This is a genomic window from Psychroserpens sp. SPM9, from assembly GCF_025153525.1.
GTDB lineage: Bacteria > Bacteroidota > Bacteroidia > Flavobacteriales > Flavobacteriaceae > Psychroserpens.
In genome coordinates, this window is sequence record NZ_JANZNR010000002.1 from 430,313 (window position 1) to 449,510 (window position 19,198).

Below are 19,198 nucleotides of genomic sequence, written 5' to 3' on the forward strand. Positions count from 1 at the left end.
TTGAAGTCTCTACAATTTTTATTTATCGTAAAAAGCGCTGTACTCTAAATGATATACAGCGCTCAAAACATAATCACAACATCAACTAATAATTATTCTTGTTTTTATTGGTTATCCATTTCGCAGGAGAACGCATAGTTTGTTTTTTCAAGTTTTACTTTTTCTAGAGCAGCTAAACTATTTGTCTGCATCAACTTGTTGTTTTTGAATACGATATAAGATTTACTATCTGTAGTATCACAACTTTCTCCTTCATTGCTGCACAACGTAATCACATCTGCTTGATAGGTATGGTCTTGCTTTTTTAACAGACTCACTAAATCGTGATTTAATGTTTCCGATTTTACGAAGATTTTATCGATTTCGGCACCATTTCTAACGGCTCTTATTTGAAAGCGTTTGTAGCCTTTATAATCGACTCCGGCTTCACCAAATACGAATTTAATTTCTGGGTTCATTTGACTTACCATCGTTTTTTGTGATATGAGTCCGCCCCAGATCCATCCTACTTGAGGGCCCATTTTTATTTTATAAAAACGACTTGTAACGCCATTTATAGTTTGAGGTGTTTCGCTTTTTGCAAGCAACCTCACATTGGTGCCAATTTTGATTGTGGTTAATTTTTCACAGTTTACAGAAGCACAATCTCTTAAAGCGACATCATCTCCTAAAAGATATTGAGAAGCTTTGGTTGCTGAGTTGGTATAGACATCAAATTCGACTTCTTTGGTTTGCGCGAAGATATCTGAAGCCATAAAAAATAGTGCAAGAATCATTAAGGCTTGAAATAGTTTAGAAGCTCTGGATTGTGTTTTGTTTACGGTTTTGGTGTTCTTTAAAGTTTTCATAGTATTCGGTTTTATGGGTTTATACTTGTTTGATACTTCAAAGATATGTGGACATTAATGTGAAATTTGGGTGCTTCTAGAATTCGTTAAGCATGAATTAGAATTCGTTAGGAATTGGGTTTGGGCAACAAAAAAAGCTCCCTGTTTCCAGAAAGCTTTTCTATTATGTCGTCCCAATTGGCTTCCCAATGACCTACAGTAACGGGATAAACTTCTCGCCAAGATTTGTTTCGCCACACTCAACAAAAAAAGCTTTGCATCTCTGCAAAGCTTTTCCACGATGTGGTCCCACTTGGGCTCGAACCAAGGACCACCTGATTATGAGTCAGGTGCTCTAACCAACTGAGCTATGGGACCAATTTATATTTTTCTTTTAACCACTGCTTGCCATATCCAGATTTAAGATACTTCTCTCTATGTCTAGCAGTTGGTCGGTCTGGATATACTTCTTCATGAATCTTAATCCAAGGGCGATATCCTTTTGTGCTTTTTGTTCTTCCTAAATTATGTTCTTTTAATCTGTTAATGACATCTTGGCTCATTCCAACATATAAGCGACCATCGACTAAACTTTTAAGTACGTAAACAAAAACCATTATTTCAAATTACTACTTATGTGCTCCCTGCCTGCCGTTACCGCCAGGTAGGCAGGTAACCAACTGAGCTATGGGACCAATAAGGCTGCAATATTACTACATATTTTAATACTCTACAAGAAAATTGCGTCAATATTATTGGTCAATATCCTGACACAACTCAATGAGAACGCCATTTGTAGCTTTTGGATGCAAAAAAGCAATCAGCTTATTATCGGCGCCTTTCTTAGGTTGCTCGTGAATCATTTTAAAGCCTTCTTTTTTTAAACGTTTAATTTCCTTTTCAATATCGGCTACCGCAAAGGCGATGTGATGAATCCCCTCGCCCTTTTTTTCAATGAACTTAGCAATCGGACTCTCAGGGTTTGTCGCTTGTAGCAACTCTATTTTATTGGGACCCGACTTAAAAAAAGAAGTCATCACTCCTTCACTTTCAACAGCTTCGACTTTATAATGCTTTTTTCCGAAGAGTGCTGCAAATAATTCATTGGATGCTTCAAGGTTTTTGACAGCAATCCCTATATGTTCAATTTTTTTCATACGTGTTTTTCCGTGGCAATAGAACCTTTTTGTAAAACGATTCTATCATTTCCTATTTCAAAGTTAACATATTCCTCAATTATCGCCTATTTTTGCAGTTCGAAACCAAGACTTGGTTTTATTTTTGATAAAAGTCGTTATATTAGAATAACGGATGATGCGGTCATAACGACTTAAATTTTAAGACAATGGAAGAATTAACACAACGACAGAAAAAAATTGGCGGACTTTTACAAAAAGATCTCGCAGATATCTTACAAAAAGCAGCCACAGATGGCGGATTACGTGGCGTTATTATTTCGGTGAGTAAAGTCAATGTTACTACAGATTTATCGGTGGCGAAAGTATACCTCAGCGTTTTCCCTAATAATAAAGGAAAAGAACTTATCGAAGGGATTCGCTCGAACACGCCTTTGATTCGCCATGAAATGGCGCAACGTACAAAAAACCAATTGCGACGTATGCCTAATCTAGAGTTTTTTATAGACGATTCGTTAGAATATATTGATGGTATTGAAAGGTCTCTAAAAGGTGAAGACAATCCAATAAAAGATCAAAACCTCCTGGAAAATCGTAAAAAGAAATAGGTGAATTTCACCCTTTACATAGCAAAGCGATATCTGTTTTCTAAAAGCAGTAATAATTCCATAAATATTATGACCATTATTGCAGCTTCAGGAACCATTATTGCCTCAGCTGCTTTGTTTATAGTCTTATCGGGTTTTGCTGGATTAAAAAACTTTAGCCTCGAATTTTCTTCACTGGTCGATCCAGACTTAAAAGTAGTTCCTTCGGAAGGAAAATCGTTTGTGATTACCAAAGAAGATTCGGTTGCCATTCAATCTATAAAAGGAATTCAAGGCTATTCAAAAACCATTGAAGAACGTGTCATTCTTGAATTTGATAATAAACATCAAGTGGTGACTATGAAAGGTGTTGACGAGAATTTCACGAAAGTGACCGCTGTTGATTCTAAAGTCTACTACGGAAAATGGCTCGAACGCTATACCGATCAAATTGTTGCTGGAGGCGGAATTTCTAATAAACTATCCTTTGGCGTTTTAAGTCTGACAAAGCATCAAAAAATTTATGTTCCAAAACCTGGTAAAGGGCAAATCACCTCTGTAGAAGGGGCTTTCAATTCTATAAATGCATTTAATGTTGGGCTCTTCGACATCAATGAAGATTTAAATAACGAGTTTGTTTTTGCAAATATAGAAACCGCCCAGTATTTACTCAATTATGATGATAATCAAGTCTCGTCAATTGAGTTTAAATTAGATCCCAATGCAAATCAGGAAGACATTAGGCAAGCCTTGCAATCGGCTCTCGGAAATAAAATAACGACAAAAGATAGAGCACAGCTTAACGATGCGCTTTATAAAATGCTCAATACCGAAAATGTTGCGGTATATCTTATTTTCACCTTAGTAATCATCATCGCGCTTTTTAATGTTATTGGCGCTTTAATTATGATGATTTTAGATAAAAAAGAATCTATTAATACCTTATTTAATCTCGGAACAACCACAAACAATGTAAGGCGTATTTTCTTTTTACAGGGCAGTTTAATGACGATTCTCGCTGGCGGAATTGGTCTGATTTTAGGTCTGATTCTAGTATTTCTGCAAAAAACCACCAATTATGTGATGCTAACACCTTCGTTACCTTATCCTGTGGAATTAAAAGTGGTTAATATCATAATTGTTTTAGTAACCATTGTGATCTTAGGAGTTTTAGCATCTAAACTGGCGTCACAAAGAATCACAAAAAAGCTGGTAAAAGGCTAAGTCATATTAAACAAATTGGTGATCACCAAACTTATCTAAGACCTCATCAAAAGCAGCAAAAACATCTTTTGAATCATCACTAGTCACCATTTTCATACGGTGTTCTTTAAAATTTGGAATGCCTTTAAAGTAGTTGGTATAATGGCGTCTGGTTTCAAAAACACCCAGTTTTTCGCCTTTCCAGTCGATAGACATTTGTAAATGACGTCTGGCGGCATCCACACGCTCTGCCATAGAAATGGGCGCTAAATGCTCTCCTGTTTCAAAAAAGTGCTTCACTTGCTTAAAAAACCAGGGATTCCCAATCGTCGCACGACCAATCATACAGCCATCTAAGCCAAAACTATCGCGCATAAGTGCTGCTTTTTCAGGAGAATCTACATCGCCATTTCCAAATACAGGAATGTGCATACGCGGATTGTTTTTTACAGCCGCAATAGGTTTCCAATCGGCTTCGCCTTTATACATTTGAGCACGTGTTCTTCCGTGGATAGAAATCGCTTTGCAACCTACATCCTGAAGACGTTCGGCAACTTCAACGATTTTAATCGAATCGTGATCCCAGCCCAAACGGGTTTTAACGGTTACTGGCAAGTTGGTACGTTTTACCATTTCAGCGGTTAAACTTTCCATCAGGCAAACATCTTTTAGGATGCCTGCACCTGCACCTTTACTCACTACCTTTTTTACCGGACAACCAAAATTAATATCAATGATATCGGGATTAGACTTTTCAACAATATCTATGGTTTGCAACATACTCTCCATATTGGCTCCAAAAATCTGAATCCCAACAGGACGTTCTTTTTCATAGATATCGAGTTTCATGACGCTTTTTGCTGCATCGCGAATTAAGCCCTCACTGGAAATAAATTCGGTGTACACCACATCGGCACCTTGTTCCTTGCATAAAGCACGAAACGGTGGATCACTAACATCTTCCATTGGTGCTAACAACAACGGAAAATCTGGAAGTTCTATATCGCCTATTTTTACCAAACTCGATTTATTTTGCGCAAAATTACAGTTTTTTAGGTAATTGTGTATCTTCAACAAGGTTTAACTAAATACCATCCCAATTTGACAATTCCATTTGAGCCCGAACTTTTTGGTATTACTATTAATATACATTTGATATTAGAATATGTAGCGTTTTTTATCGCCTTTAGATATTATGTAATATTGCGACGAAAATCTAATGATCATATCTCTTCAGGAAATCGCTTATCGATTATTCTTGGAGCCGCTTTAGGTGCTTTAATTGGATCGCGTGTGGTTGGGTTTTTAGAAAACCCTTTGATTGATGTGTCTCAAACGAATATCATTCAGCTTCTCAATACCAAAACCATTATGGGTGGATTATTGGGTGGTTTATTGGGTGTTGAAATTGCCAAAACAATGATTGGTGAAAAAACATCTTCGGGAGACTTGTTTGTGTTTCCTATTATTCTGGGCATTTTTATTGGTCGCATTGGCTGTTTCCTTTCTGGTGTCAACGAATTTACCTACGGAAATGTAACCAGCTCCATATTGGGGATGGATTTAGGTGACGGACTCTCACGACACCCAACTTCGCTTTACGAATTGGTGTTTTTGGCCTTCTTATTTATAGCATTGCAACAGCTTAAGACAAATAAAACACTGAAAAATGGCACACTTTTTAAACTATTTATGCTGGCTTACTTCGGATTTCGCTTTTGTATTGAATTTTTAAAACCGAACGTATTTTACATCTTCGGACTCAGTACTATTCAATATTTATGTGTAATTTGTTGGTTGTATTACTCAAAGACTATTGCTCAACTATTACTTCGTTTGAAAGCGCGTTAGGGATAGCAGCGGTATCCTTTTTTGAGGTACGAAAAAAAGATTTAGCGAATAGCCCGACGTTTTGTGATTCTGGAAGATTTTAACCCAATTTTTGGAGGTTTAAAACTTACAGAAGCGCAAAAGGTAACGCCCAACTACAGAATAAAACTTAAATATGCCAGTTAGAAAATACACCTATTACGATTTTACACTAAGCCTTTGTCCGGAATGTTTACGACGTGTAGATGCTAAGATTGTATTTGAAAACGGAAACGTTTACATGCTAAAACGCTGCAATGAACATGGCAATAGTAAGGTGCTCATTGCCGATGATATTACGTATTATAAAAACATAAGAAACTACAATAAGCCTAGCGAAACCCCTTATACTTTTAATACCAAAACGCATTATGGTTGTCCTTATGATTGTGGCTTGTGTCCAGATCATGAGCAACATAGCTGTCTGACTGTTGTTGAAGTGACCGATCGTTGCAATTTAACGTGTCCGACCTGTTACGCTGGTTCGTCGCCAACCTACGGAAGACATCGTACTCTAGAAGAGGTTAAAGCCATGCTGGATGCCATCGTTACAAATGAAAAAGAGCCTGATGTGGTTCAGATTTCGGGAGGCGAGCCTACCATCCATCCGCAGTTTTGGGACATTATGGATTATGCAAAATCACTACCTATTAGGCATTTAATGCTGAATACTAACGGTATTAAAATTGCAAAAGATGTCGCTTTTGCTGAACGCCTTAAAAGCTATGCCCCAGATTTTGAAATTTACCTTCAGTTTGATTCATTTGAAAACACGGTGCTGCAAGAATTACGTGGTGCCGATTTAAATACCGTTCGCCAACAGGCTTTAGATAACCTAAACCGCTTAAACCTTTCCACGACTTTGGTAGTGACACTCCAAAAAGGGTTGAATGATGGTGAAATCGGAAAAATTATTGATTATGCCTTACAACAACGATGTGTGCGAGGTGTCACGTTTCAGCCCACTCAAATTGCAGGGCGTTTAGATAATTTTAATCCGGAAACCGATCGCATGACCTTGACAGAAGTACGCCGTAAAATCATGGAACAAACCTCAATTTTTAATAGTGATGATTTACTTCCTGTGCCTTGTAACCCAGACGCTTTGGTCATGGGATATGCTTTAAAATTAGATGGAGAAGTATTTCCGTTGACGCGCTATATCAATCCGAATGACTTATTAGACAACAGTAAAAACACCATTATTTACGAACAGGATGAGCAGCTTCATGGCAAAATGATTGAATTGTTTAGCACAGGAAATTCTGTAGAAAAAGCGGAAGAAAACTTAAAATCAATCATGTGTTGTTTACCCAATATTGATGCACCAGAACTGGGTTATGATAATTTGTTTAGAATCATTATTATGCAGTTTATAGATGCTTATAATTTTGATGTTCGCGCCATTAAAAAGTCCTGTGTGCATATTGTAGATAAAGACAATAAAATCATTCCTTTTGAAACGATGAATTTGTTTTATCGCGACGATAAAAAAGAGCGCTTAGAAGAACTTAAAAAAGAATATGTATGAACGCATTCGCGATATTGGGTAGCGGCTGGGAATTCTTTATTGTTTTAATGATTTTCTTCGGAATTATCGTTCCTTTATTCTTGTTTATCTTTGGGTTCATTAAATACGCAAAAGATAAGAAACAAGGAAAAATAATTTTAATTATTGCAACAATATATACAATTATAGGCTTCGGAATTTGTGGAGGCTTCGGATTTTAAAATAGAAACAATGATGATTTTAGGACCAAATATGAACTTTGACGGCTTGTTAGTCATGATTTTATTAATCATGTTTGGCCCTGCAATTTTACTAGCCATTATTGGAATTATAGTTTATAAAAAACATAAAAAAGCAGCTAAAGTCTTATTTATTTTAGCTGCCCTGTATTTAATTATAAGCCTTGGTATTTGTGGTGCGCTAATCGCTGGTGTTTAAACCTAATATATTATTAAAATTCAATAAGCGCTTCCACCTCTTCGTCACCGCGTTTAACCACTACTTTGGTTTTGTCGCCTTTATCATAAGTGGACAATGCGCGCATATAGCTTTCCATATCAGTGACTGAATTCTCTCCCAGTTTTATAACAATATCCCCTTTTTGAAGACCGGCTTTTTGTGCTGGTTTTTCTTCACTGACACCATCAATTCGCATGCCTTCGCCATCAAATAAATAATCGGGAATTACACCTAAACCAACTTTAAATCGTGGCAAATCTTCACTTTCGTTTTTGGTTTTTCTGAATGGCAACTTACCATTATCATCCAAATCGGTTATGATTTCAAAAATATAGTCTGAAATCGTAGCCATACCTTTATAATTTAGCTTTTCAGAATCATCACCAGGCTTGTGATAATCTTCATGCTGACCTGTAAAAAAGTGTAACACCGGAAGATCACTGTTGTAAAACGACGTATGATCACTTGGACCAACACCAGATTCGTTTTCTATAATTTTAAACTTTGAATTATTGGCTTTAACAACTTGTTTTAAAATAGGAGATGTTCCAACACCATAAACCGCTAAAGTACTGTCTTGTTTTAAGCGACCAACCATATCCATATTAATCATATAGTTTGCCTTTTTTAAATCTATGGTTGGATTTTTAGTAAAATAATTAGAACCTAACAACCCCATTTCTTCACCTGAAAATGCCATAAACAAATAGTTGTTGCCTTTGTTGGCAGACTTTAACTTGTCGGCAAGACTAAGCAATACTGCAACACCACTTGCGTTATCATCGGCTCCATTGTGAATTGCTTTTGTTTCGCCTCTGTATAAAGAGCCTTCAGCACCATAACCTAAATGGTCATAATGCGCACCAATAATAATGGTATGTTCGGCCTGGTTATCTAAAAAACCTACCACATTAGTTCCTGTAATGGTGCTATCACCATCTTTGACGGTGTAGTTTACTTCTTGATGTGGATCGGTTTTAGGTTTGAATGAAAACGTTTGGAAATAACCTTGTGTCCCTTTTTCTTTGAGACCTAAATTTTTAAACCGTTTAGCAATATAACCTGCAGCTGCTTTTTCTCCTTTGGTTCCGGTTTGGCGACCTTCAAGTTTATCATCGGCTAAAAAAGTAACGTCCTCCTTAATACTTACCGATTGATTTTTTTCTTTGGAATCTGATTTACAGCCAACAAAAACCGTCAAAAAAAGTACAAATAATATGTTTTTCATCTTATGAAATCTTAATTTTGCACAAATTTAGTCAATATTAGCATGAAATACACATACCTAATTATATTCGGAATATTACTTTTCAATTGTAAAAATGAAACGAAAACCATTTCCGAAGCAGAGAAAACAGTTCAAACGGAAACCATTGAACCTGCAAATGATTCTTTAATTTATCCCGAAGAAAAACATTTTAAATCAATTCGTCAAGTGACTTTTGGTGGTGATAATGCTGAGGCTTATTGGAGTTTTGATGATCAACAACTGGTATTTCAATCTAATAACAAAGCCTGGAATGTAGGTTGTGATCAAATGTTTTTGATGGATGCTGACCAGACTTTTAAAGATCAGGTTCCTCCCATGGTAAGTACCGGAAAAGGGCGAACCACTTGTGCTTATTTCTTACCAGATAACAAGCATATCATTTATGCGTCAACACATTTAAAGCAAGACGAATGTCCGGATACACCGTTGCGTAAAAACGGAAAGTACATCTGGCCCATCTATGATAGTTACGATATTTTTGTTGCCGATTTAGAAGGTAATATTGTAAAACAATTAACCAACGAAATTGGTTATGATGCCGAACCAACCGTGTCTCCTAAAGGTGATAAAATTGTATTTACTTCAACCCGAAGTGGTGATTTAGAATTATATACTATGAATATTGATGGTTCTGATGTGAAGCAAATTACCAACGAATTGGGTTACGATGGAGGTGCTTTCTTTTCGCCTGACGGAACCAAATTAATTTTCCGTTCGTCTCGTCCTAAAACTGAACAAGAAATTAAAGACTATAAAGATTTATTAGCTCAAGGCTTGGTTGAACCTACCGAAATGGAACTGTACATCTGTAATGCTGACGGAAGTGATTTGCGTCAGTTAACCGATTTAGGGAATGCTAATTGGAGTCCGTTTTTTCACCCTTCAGGAAAGAAAATTTTATTCTCTTCAAACTTTGAGGCTGTACGCGGATTTCCATTTAATCTATACTTAATTGATATCGACGGAAAGAATTTGGAACGTGTGACGCATGGTGAAACTTTTGATGCGTTTCCGGTATTTTCTAATGACGGAAAGTATTTAGCATTCTCTTCAAATCGCAACAATGGAGGCGGAAGAGATACCAATTTATTTATTGCAGAGTGGCAAGACTAAAGGGGTTTACAAATCTCTGAAAGTGAGATTCTTCGCTTCTTTATGAATGACAGAATAGTTCCGAATAAAAATTAATTACCCGCTTTATTTAATCTGTCGCGTTCTTCAGTAGCTTTAGTACGCTGATTTGTTTCTAACCTAGTGTTTCCGAATTTATAACGGAATCCTAGTTTAACATAGCGATTATCTTCATCAACAAACTGCGTGTTAAATTGATTCTGGTATTGTGTGGCCACATCCCAGTCTTGCATATTAAACAAGTCTCTAAAAGAAAGTGAAATAGTTCCTTGTTTGTTAAATACGGTTTTTGAAATCATTAAATCACTAACCAATCTGTTTTCTAGAGTTTGAAAGGCTTGAAGGTTTTTGCCTAACCAGATCACATCAAAATAGACATTTAAACTATTGTCTTTTAACAAAGACAAACTGTTGGTTAAATTAGAATAATTAGACCATTGGGATTGGTTGACAAAACCATTACCAAAATTGGTTTCTTCTTCTCGGTTATAAAAAGAGGTTACGAAATAAGTACTCCAGTTGTCGGTAAAAGAATGATACAATTCGAAATCAAAACCATATTCAATCGTTTTGTCAAAATTCACAGACGTGTATTCTATAATATTAGTGTCATTATTTTGTCTTGGAATTTCAGAAATGGCGCCATCAAAATTTTGGTAATAAGCGCCAATAGTAATTAAGCCGTCAAATAACGTAGAGCCAATATGATAATAATCTACAAATGTCGGCACCAAATTAGGGTTCCCTACAACTACATAATTTTCATTTAAGAAAAAACGAAACGGATTTAAATCGGCATATCCTGGTCTGGCAATACTTCGCTTGTAATTGACACCTATACTGTAACTATCAGAAATATTATATTGAAAACTTAGGTTTGGAAACAATTCAGTATAATCTTGTGTGTTCATTATATCTGATAAAGGGGAAACTCCTTCAAGATCTGTTTGTTCCAGTCTTAAACCTGCATTAAGGTTGTATTTTTCTTTCCGTAACGTATAATTGACATAGGCCGCATAAATGTGCTCGTTATAATCGAAAGCATCCGAATTTTGTATATCAATCGTCTCATTTCCTGTGTTGGTATCGACATCAAACTGAGTAATATCACTGTCGGTTGTAATATTAGAAAATTTGATGCCTGTTTCAAAATTTGAATGCTCAGATAATGGTAAAGTATAATCTACTTTTGCTGCTAAAATCTGCGTGTCTTGATTCGCGTTGGTATTAAATGCGGAAGTACTTTGAAAGTCATTATTCTGATCAAAAAAATCGCTCACAACACCTTGATATCTTTCATAATTATAAGTGGTAAAGTGGGTATTAAATGTCAGCTGTCCTTTGGTAAAATCATGTTTAAAATCTAAATCAAACCCTAAGTTATATTTATCATCACGCGATAAATTATCGGCTGTAAATCGGGATAAAAAAGCGCCATTATCATCTGTTATTTCCGTCTGATTAGAAATTCGATACTTAAAATAAGGAAGGTATAAAGAGTTCGTTGACAAACTCAAGGTATTATTATCGTTGATAAAGTAGTCGAAATTAGCATTAAGGCCATGCGTTTCAGACCAGGTATTTCTATTTGTGATAGAACGCCAGCTTTCTTCTACAGCATTAGAATCATCTAAATAGTTCACAGTATCATCACCATCTCTGTTAATTTTATTTTTAGAGTAACTATAATTAACATTAAAGCTAATGGCTTCATTCTTAAAAAAATGACTGGTTTCTACTTTATATCTTGGAAACACAGCTTGGGTATAATTTGCAGATACACTTCCTCTGTAACCTGTAATCAAGTTTTTACTCATCACAATATTTAATACCACGCCACTTTCGGCATCATATCTGGCCGAGGGATTGGTAATTACTTCAATCGATTTTACCGCATTTGCTGAAGAACCTTCTAACAATTGATTTAAATCATCTGCAGACAAATGGACCTTTCGGTTGTTGATATAAACCGTAGGATTCGAGTTTTTTACGGTAATCTCATCTCCCAGAACCAAAACACCAGGCGTACTTCTCAGCACTTCCAACATATTACCTTCAACTAAAGCCGTATTCTCTACGTTAAAAACGAGTCGGTCAGCTTGACGTTCTAAGGTTGGTTTCTTAGCATTAATGGTGATTTCATCTAAGGCTTCTACATCCTCAAGAAGTGTAATGGTTTTTAAATCTAATGCTCCAGTAAGTACAATTTTTTGTTTGTACTCTTGATAACCTATAAAACTTACTTTAAGAGTATAAGTGTGGTGTTCTAGATTATTCAGAATAAAATAGCCATTAAGATCTGTAGAGGTCCCTTTTATAACGTCGCTTTGGTCTTCACTAAACAAAATCACGTTTGCAAATTCTACAGGCCCGTTTGCGTCAACAATAACTCCAGATATCGATGTATTCTGACTATAACTCAGAAATGAGCACAGAAAAAAAATGACAATGTGGCGTAGGGATTTCAAATTTAGTTAGGGTTTAGATTGCAATATAGCATTTGTTTTTAAATCTTATTTACGGATTTTCCATACATTTTAGACGTATTATGAATAATAATGCCATTTAATGCATAATAATTCGATTATATTTGCAAATCTTTATCGAGACGAATTAAGATGTTATGAAGCACATTAGAAACTTTTGCATAATTGCGCATATTGACCACGGAAAAAGTACACTAGCCGATCGCTTGCTTGACTTTACGGGATCTGTAACTGCTCGCGAAAAACAAGACCAGCTTTTAGATAGTATGGACTTAGAACGCGAACGTGGTATTACCATTAAGTCGCATGCCATTCAAATGGAATATCATTTTGAAGGTCAAGACTATGTGCTTAATTTGATTGACACACCAGGTCACGTCGATTTTTCATACGAAGTCTCGCGCTCAATTGCAGCTTGTGAAGGTGCATTATTGATTGTAGATGCTGCACAAAGTATACAAGCGCAGACCATTTCAAACTTGTATCTCGCACTAGAAAATGATTTAGAGATTATTCCTGTGCTCAACAAAGTAGATTTACCGAGTGCCAATCCCGAAGAAGTCACAGACGATATTGTTGATCTTTTAGGTTGTGACCCTGAAGAAGTGATTCATGCCAGCGGAAAGACAGGCTTTGGTGTTGATAATATTTTAAAAGCTATCATAGAACGTGTTCCAGCTCCAAAAGGTGATCCTGAGGCACCTTTACAGGCTTTGATTTTTGATTCAGTTTATAATACGTTTCGAGGTATTGAAACCTATTTTAGAGTCTTTAACGGAGAAATTAAAAAAGGACAAAAAATTAAATTTGTTGCTACAGATAAAGAATATTATGCTGATGAGGTAGGCACATTGAAACTTAATCAAGTCCCTAAAAAAAGTGTAAAAGCAGGTGATGTAGGTTATTTAATTACAGGAATTAAAACGGCTAAAGAAGTAAAAGTTGGTGATACCATAACCGATTTTGCGAACCCAACTACAAATATTGTAGAAGGCTTTGAAGATGTAAAACCTATGGTTTTTGCTGGTATTTATCCTGTAGATACCGAAGATTATGAAGAGTTACGTGCCTCTATGGAAAAGTTGCAGCTCAACGATGCCTCTTTAGTATTTCAGCCCGAAAGCTCTGCTGCTTTAGGCTTTGGATTTCGTTGTGGATTCTTAGGAATGCTGCACATGGAAATCATTCAAGAACGCTTAGAACGTGAGTTTGATATGACTGTGATTACAACCGTTCCTAACGTATCGTATCACGCTTACACGAATAAAAATCCTGATGAAGCTTTTATTGTAAATAACCCATCAGATTTACCAGAACCCACAACAATCAATCGTGTAGAAGAACCTTTTATTAAAGCAACGATTATTACTAAAGCTGATTTTGTAGGTAATGTCATGTCGCTTTGTATAGAGAAACGCGGTATGATTCTGAATCAAACCTATTTAACACCAGAACGTGTTGAATTAACCTTTGAAATGCCTTTGGCTGAAATCGTTTTTGATTTTTATGATCGTCTCAAAACGGTTTCTAAAGGGTACGCATCGTTTGATTATTCGCCAATCGGAATGAAAGTCTCTAAGCTGGTTCGTCTAGATATTTTATTAAATGCTCAAACCGTTGATGCCCTTTCGGCTTTAATTCATGCTGATAATGCACATACGATTGGTAAAAAAATGTGCGAAAAATTAAAAGAGCTTATTCCAAGACAGCAATTTGATATTCCAATCCAAGCCGCTATTGGTGCGAAAATTATTTCTCGTGAAACCATAAAAGCATTACGTAAAGATGTAACGGCAAAATGTTATGGTGGTGATATTTCTCGTAAACGAAAATTATTAGAAAAGCAGAAAAAAGGTAAAAAACGTATGCGTCAAGTTGGAAATGTAGAAATACCTCAACAAGCATTTATGGCTGTTTTAAAGCTGAACGATTAATCTTACAAATAAATTTTAAATACCAAACCGAAGCATAATACTTCGGTTTTTTTGTATTTTTAAGTATGAGGAATTGGGGAAACTTCATACCGTCCGCTTTGCTACTTGTTTCTTTTTTCAGTTTAGCTCAAGTCACACCAAAATCTGAAATTGATACTCTTTTACGTAAGGCACTTGTATTTCATAAGACAAATCAAGATAGTGGTTTGTACTATGCCGATATTGCCTACTCAAAAAGCAGAGCATTAAATGACGTTCCGTTAATTGCTAGATCAATCATCTACAAAAACACCTACCTCATCACCAAAAAACAATATGACGAAGCCGAACGTCTATTCGATTACAACCTAAAGCATTTAGATTCACTTTCCGAAGTATTAAAAGGTGATACGTTTTATAATTTAGGCTCTATATACTACTTAAAAGAAAACTATGACCTCGCGCTTGAAAGTTATTTTAGTGCTATTATTCATTACAATCAAGGCGGAATTGATAAAGGTTTACAAAAAGCCTATCTACAAATAGGAGTCATTTACAGCAAACTCGATCGCCCAGATTTAGCAGATTATTTCTATGATAAATCAATGGCTTCTGGCGCAGATAATCATGCTTCCGAAGAAAATAATATACAACCAGCCACACATGATGAACATGAAAAGTTGCTGCTCTCTGAAAAATTACTTTCTGGTATTGACGACAAACACAATTCTAGACTCGCTGCCATCATCTATTATAATATGGCGCAAAGCTACGTGGCGTTAAACGATTACAATAATATTATAAAGTATCATCTCGAATCCATAAAAATTAAGGAGCGTATAAATTATGCGTCCAATAAAGATAGAAGTTATGCTTGTATTGGTGAAGCTTATTATCATTTAGGAAAGGATGACCAAGCCATTTTCTACTTAAAAAAAGCACTTGACAATTCACCTAAAAGGGCATTTAAATTAGAAACCAACCAGCTTTTGGCAAAGGCTTACGAAATGGCTGGAGACTATAAAAGTGCATTTCGAATATCTAATGCCATTAACCACGTAAAAGATTCGCTTAATTTAATTGAAGAAAAAGAACGCATCGCTAAAATTACCGCTCAATTTGAAACCGAAAAACAAGCCAAAGAAATATTGCTTCTCGAAAAGGAAAACCAGCACAAAGAGCTACTTATTTCTAAAAAACAAAAAAATATCTGGAAATGGTCATTATTTGCATTAATTGCTACTTTGGCTTCTATTTTTCTTGGCCAAAAATTAATGCGTTCCATACAACGCCTTAAAACGGCAGAATATGAAAAAGAGCAAATTGCCAAAAAAGTCGAAGAAATTGCAGTCATTCTTAACAATAAATCAAAAGTATATCTGGATCAACTCAAGTACATCAAATCTGATGGCAACTATTTAGAATTTGTCACCGATGATAAGACCATTATAGACCGTAATAAACTCAAAGATATTCTCAATACCTTACCTCCAAATTTTGTTCGAGTTCATCGCTCATATGTCATCAATAAAAACTTTATAGATGCTTTAAATAGCAAGTCTTTATTTTTAAAACCTAATATCGAAATACCTGTTTCTAGAACTTATAAGGCAAATATCGCCTAACACTTTAAGTTGAATATGTTGTTTTTTGTGTCAGTTATCACATTTTATAGAGTTTCATTGCTCTAAAAGATAACTTTAATACAAACCAAAATTCACATATTATGAAAACTAAACATGTATTAACAATGGTGTTGCTTCTTTTTTTTATGAGCACTACAACATCATTAACCGCTCAAAATGTATTCGATACCAAAACTGATTTTGATCAATTTATGGTGGCTTCGGAAACTCTAGATTTAAGAACCTACGAAATTAATTTAGATGAAGATATTCAGTATGATTTCTCAAAGGCTCCAAAAAATATTACCGAAAATGACGCTCAAGAAAACTTAGCCGCTTTTGCTCTTAATATGATTGCATTTGGTGCAGGTTTCGGGTTTACCGATCTTGAAACCCTTTGGTGCCTTCACGCGGCATATTATTTAAGGTTTGCTACATTTTCAAATAAAGCAGCCTATGCGGCTCTTGGTGTTGGGTATAATTATACTAATGCTGAATTCCTGACCGTAGGATTGTTTGACCTCTCTTTAAGAGTAATGATGCTTTCTGTCCTTTCTAAACGCTTTCAACAAGTTCGTGCACAATACGGTGTTTTTGCAAAATATGCCTTTGGAACTAACAAGTTTGAGGACGGATTTAAAAATGACCTTACGAGGTTTTCCTTCGGATTATTTGTTGGGCTCCACATATTATTGACAAAACAATGGTCAATGATGATACAAACTGACCTCTTAACTGTTGAAAAACAAACTCTAAAATCTGATGGCAATGAAATCACAAATAATCAAACTTATGGGTTCATAAACAAAAACAACCTCCTCATACTTACTCTAGTATTTACATTGCCAGATTCAAAACGATGATTTATAAATTTTAAAACCACATATTATGAAAACAAAAACTATAATAACGAAATCGATAGGTATTATTTTATTATTCGGACTTCTATCTACAAATTTTGGGTGCGCAGCTCTATTTGATGCAGAATTTGATGGACAAGATATGCCTAGAGATGAAAATGGAATGATCGACTTTAAAAAGCTTGAAGAACAGGTCCTTGATGACTTTAGAAACAATCAATTAGTTGCCTACCCACAACACTTTATAGAAGCATCAGGAGGCTTCGGGTTAAATTCTACCGAGGATGACAGTGAAACCTCGTTTTGCATTGGTGCTGGGTATAACCATAGAATTTCTAAAGATAATTTTAATTCGGCCAGCTATTTAAAAGGATTTGCAATGCACCATTCTCAAAGTGCTGATGATCGTAAGTTAAATCTAACTCGTGTTGGTGTTGGGTATACACTATTTGATCGCGCCAGTAAAAATGGTAAACTAGACATCACCTATGGCGTTGACCTTAGTTACGGGTTTGGAACACTTGAAAATTTTGACTTCAAGGAAGATCTTACAGAATATCGGGGTGAATTAAAAGTTGGAGCAAATTATACCCTTAGTCCTAGATTAGACCTTGGTGTTACTATTCCTATCGCTTCTTGGTCACAACAAACCTATGAGTCTGATGGCTTTGAATTTGAACAACAAAATACTTGGGTAGGCATTAATAAAGACAACCTAATTATGGGTTATGCTAGAATTAAATTAGACTAATCTAAAAGTAGAGTCAATAAAACTATGGTTACGTATAGATAATCATAATTTGTGGAGAGCCCTTGCTTTAGTTGTTAAAGCAGGGGTTTACCCAAAGACTTTTTAAGATCAAACCTGTATTACTTATCCAAAACTAGCTATTATGAAAACACAATTACCCAAAAGTATCATTCTATTTATTGTACTGCTTTTCGGAACTATACCACATTTAAACGCTCAAGAGCATCCTAACGATGAGTTAACCAAAATGTATGACGCTCAAAAAGACCTAACTGCTGCATTTAATACAATGCTAAAAACCGAAACATTAAACAATTGGAAAGACAACAAACCTTGCAAAGCAAATGATTTAATAAACAGCATCAATAAGTCTCAATTAGAACTGAGTATTAATGAACTGAATGCTGTAACACGCAACTTGTTTTCTAGAATTCAAGCTGTGGCTATAAGTGAAACTATTGATAAAGGTTCATTTGAATCACTAACAGATAAAGCATTACAAGCCTTAAGCAATGATGCTAATTTTGAGGCATTTGTGAAAGCATATACTGGAAAAGGTGTTAACGATATTAAAGGCAAAACAGAATTCCGTGGCGAAATATTGTCTAAGGATATTGATGTTTTGCGTGACTACTATCTAACCTTAAAGGAGTTAACAACAAATTATAAGTCTAACAATGAGTACAATATCAACGACAGATGCAGATATAACTCCACAAACACTATTACTATAAAAACGATAAGTTATCCTAATGCTACTTGGGATCTTAAAACGACAGTAATTGTTGACTGTGTTTGTGATAATGATGCTCTAGCTACCGAAGTAAAAAATGGAAGTTATGAATATACGGCCTCGGTTTCAGGAACACTAACGGGTTCTACTATCACTTTTATGAATCCGAAGAACTCTAGGCTTTCTGTGCTTTCACTAAAATGCTGTGGTGACAAAGAAGACAAAGAAGAACCGTCTAATATAGATCCTGTTGCAGCTCTCAATGCTATTGAAGGTATTAATGACCTGATGCCAGATCAAACCATTGGCTTTGGTATTGGAGCTGGGTTTGCACAGGATTTTGAGGAAACTACTTTTTGTGTATTTGGCGAATATTTATACCAGCTAAATTCAAGTGATGACCAAGGTTGGTATATTGGAGCAGAAGCAAGCTATCAACATACTAGTTTTGGAGATTTTAGCTCGAGTGTCATTAAAGGTGGCCCAAAACTTCAATATAATTTTGCTGCTACGCCTAGCCAAGAAACTCAATTTGTGGTTGGTATTATGGCAAATTATGCAACTGGAAGTAATGATAATAATGGCTTTAAAGATGATTTTACAGGCCTAATCGGATGTGCTTACAGCGGTGTAAATATTAGAATTTGTGAGGATTGGTCTGTGGGCGGACAATTTCCAATATTTATCTACGAGAGTTTTACATTTAAACCCGAAAGCGGTGGCGAATTTGAAGTTGATGGGACATCGCTCTTTATAAATAAAGATAATCCTTTTAAAATAGTTGTAAGACACAGTTTTTGAGTCGTTACATAGACCGTTTAACTACACACAAAACCAT

The 19,198-nt window shown here is 35.6% G+C and carries 18 protein-coding genes and 1 tRNA gene; 12 read left to right on the forward strand and 7 right to left on the reverse strand.

The window, feature by feature from the left end:
- Window positions 1-104: 104 nt before the first annotated feature.
- From N4270_RS05730 to mce, 4 genes are all read right to left on the reverse strand, one after another.
- Window positions 105-848, reverse strand: coding sequence for a hypothetical protein (locus N4270_RS05730; RefSeq protein ID WP_260095977.1), 744 nt, complete (start codon window positions 846-848; stop codon window positions 105-107).
- A gap of 283 nt (window positions 849-1,131) precedes the next feature.
- A tRNA-Ile gene (locus tag N4270_RS05735) sits at window positions 1,132-1,205 on the reverse strand.
- Window positions 1,196-1,444, reverse strand: a complete 249-nt coding sequence (locus tag N4270_RS05740) for a GIY-YIG nuclease family protein (protein WP_260095978.1) — start codon at window positions 1,442-1,444, stop codon at window positions 1,196-1,198. Before N4270_RS05740 ends, N4270_RS05735 begins: the two co-directional genes overlap by 10 nt.
- 135 nt (window positions 1,445-1,579) lie before the next feature.
- Complete coding sequence (gene mce, locus N4270_RS05745; RefSeq protein WP_260095979.1) at window positions 1,580-1,984, reverse strand: methylmalonyl-CoA epimerase; 405 nt, start codon at window positions 1,982-1,984, stop codon at window positions 1,580-1,582.
- Window positions 1,985-2,172: 188 nt separating this feature from the next.
- On the opposite strand from mce, the gene rbfA reads away from it, so the two are divergent.
- Together rbfA and N4270_RS05755 are read left to right on the forward strand one after the other, a co-directional pair.
- Window positions 2,173-2,571 carry a 30S ribosome-binding factor RbfA gene (gene rbfA / locus N4270_RS05750; protein WP_260095980.1) on the forward strand — a complete coding sequence of 133 codons (399 nt, stop codon included), beginning with the start codon at window positions 2,173-2,175 and terminating at the stop codon, window positions 2,569-2,571.
- A gap of 69 nt (window positions 2,572-2,640) precedes the next feature.
- Window positions 2,641-3,774: an ABC transporter permease gene (locus N4270_RS05755; protein ID WP_279309195.1), complete on the forward strand. Its 1,134-nt coding sequence runs from the start codon at window positions 2,641-2,643 to the stop codon at window positions 3,772-3,774.
- Between the two features lie 6 nt (window positions 3,775-3,780).
- Here N4270_RS05755 and dusB read toward each other — a convergent pair whose 3' ends face one another.
- The gene (gene dusB / locus N4270_RS05760; protein ID WP_260096137.1) at window positions 3,781-4,773 is read right to left on the reverse strand and encodes a tRNA dihydrouridine synthase DusB; all 993 of its coding nucleotides are present in this window, start codon (window positions 4,771-4,773) and stop codon (window positions 3,781-3,783) included.
- A gap of 81 nt (window positions 4,774-4,854) precedes the next feature.
- Here dusB and N4270_RS05765 point away from each other — a divergent pair, with 81 nt between their 5' ends.
- The 4 genes from N4270_RS05765 to N4270_RS05780 all read left to right on the forward strand — a co-directional run bounded on the left by N4270_RS05765 (window position 4,855) and on the right by N4270_RS05780 (window position 7,570).
- Window positions 4,855-5,604 (forward strand): prolipoprotein diacylglyceryl transferase, encoded by a 750-nt coding sequence (locus tag N4270_RS05765; protein WP_260095982.1) that lies wholly within the window; start codon window positions 4,855-4,857, stop codon window positions 5,602-5,604.
- A 154-nt stretch (window positions 5,605-5,758) separates the two neighbouring features.
- Window positions 5,759-7,153 (forward strand): radical SAM protein, encoded by a 1,395-nt coding sequence (locus N4270_RS05770; RefSeq protein WP_260095983.1) that lies wholly within the window; start codon window positions 5,759-5,761, stop codon window positions 7,151-7,153.
- On the forward strand, window positions 7,150-7,353 hold the full coding sequence (locus N4270_RS05775) for a hypothetical protein (protein ID WP_260095984.1): 204 nt from the start codon (window positions 7,150-7,152) through the stop codon (window positions 7,351-7,353). Before N4270_RS05770 ends, N4270_RS05775 begins: the two co-directional genes overlap by 4 nt.
- A gap of 10 nt (window positions 7,354-7,363) precedes the next feature.
- Window positions 7,364-7,570, forward strand: a complete 207-nt coding sequence (locus N4270_RS05780; protein ID WP_260095985.1) for a hypothetical protein — start codon at window positions 7,364-7,366, stop codon at window positions 7,568-7,570.
- 13 nt (window positions 7,571-7,583) lie between these two features.
- Here N4270_RS05780 and N4270_RS05785 read toward each other — a convergent pair whose 3' ends face one another.
- Complete coding sequence (locus N4270_RS05785; RefSeq protein ID WP_260095986.1) at window positions 7,584-8,819, reverse strand: M28 family peptidase; 1,236 nt, start codon at window positions 8,817-8,819, stop codon at window positions 7,584-7,586.
- A 42-nt stretch (window positions 8,820-8,861) separates the two neighbouring features.
- Between N4270_RS05785 and N4270_RS05790 the strand changes: the two genes are divergently transcribed.
- Window positions 8,862-9,974, forward strand: coding sequence for a hypothetical protein (locus tag N4270_RS05790; RefSeq protein ID WP_260095987.1), 1,113 nt, complete (start codon window positions 8,862-8,864; stop codon window positions 9,972-9,974).
- A gap of 71 nt (window positions 9,975-10,045) precedes the next feature.
- Here N4270_RS05790 and N4270_RS05795 read toward each other — a convergent pair whose 3' ends face one another.
- Window positions 10,046-12,460: a TonB-dependent receptor gene (locus tag N4270_RS05795; protein WP_260095988.1), complete on the reverse strand. Its 2,415-nt coding sequence runs from the start codon at window positions 12,458-12,460 to the stop codon at window positions 10,046-10,048.
- A 155-nt stretch (window positions 12,461-12,615) separates the two neighbouring features.
- Here N4270_RS05795 and lepA point away from each other — a divergent pair, with 155 nt between their 5' ends.
- The 5 genes from lepA (at window position 12,616) to N4270_RS05820 (ending at window position 19,161) form a co-directional block, all read left to right on the forward strand.
- The gene (gene lepA / locus N4270_RS05800) at window positions 12,616-14,412 is read left to right on the forward strand and encodes a translation elongation factor 4 (protein ID WP_260095989.1); all 1,797 of its coding nucleotides are present in this window, start codon (window positions 12,616-12,618) and stop codon (window positions 14,410-14,412) included.
- Window positions 14,413-14,510: 98 nt separating this feature from the next.
- Window positions 14,511-16,016, forward strand: a complete 1,506-nt coding sequence (locus N4270_RS05805) for a LytTR family transcriptional regulator (RefSeq protein ID WP_260095990.1) — start codon at window positions 14,511-14,513, stop codon at window positions 16,014-16,016.
- A gap of 101 nt (window positions 16,017-16,117) precedes the next feature.
- Window positions 16,118-16,879 (forward strand): hypothetical protein, encoded by a 762-nt coding sequence (locus N4270_RS05810; RefSeq protein WP_260095991.1) that lies wholly within the window; start codon window positions 16,118-16,120, stop codon window positions 16,877-16,879.
- A 25-nt stretch (window positions 16,880-16,904) separates the two neighbouring features.
- Window positions 16,905-17,627, forward strand: a complete 723-nt coding sequence (locus N4270_RS05815; protein WP_260095992.1) for a hypothetical protein — start codon at window positions 16,905-16,907, stop codon at window positions 17,625-17,627.
- 142 nt (window positions 17,628-17,769) lie between these two features.
- Window positions 17,770-19,161 (forward strand): hypothetical protein, encoded by a 1,392-nt coding sequence (locus tag N4270_RS05820; RefSeq protein WP_260095993.1) that lies wholly within the window; start codon window positions 17,770-17,772, stop codon window positions 19,159-19,161.
- The last annotated feature ends 37 nt before the right edge of the window (window positions 19,162-19,198 follow it).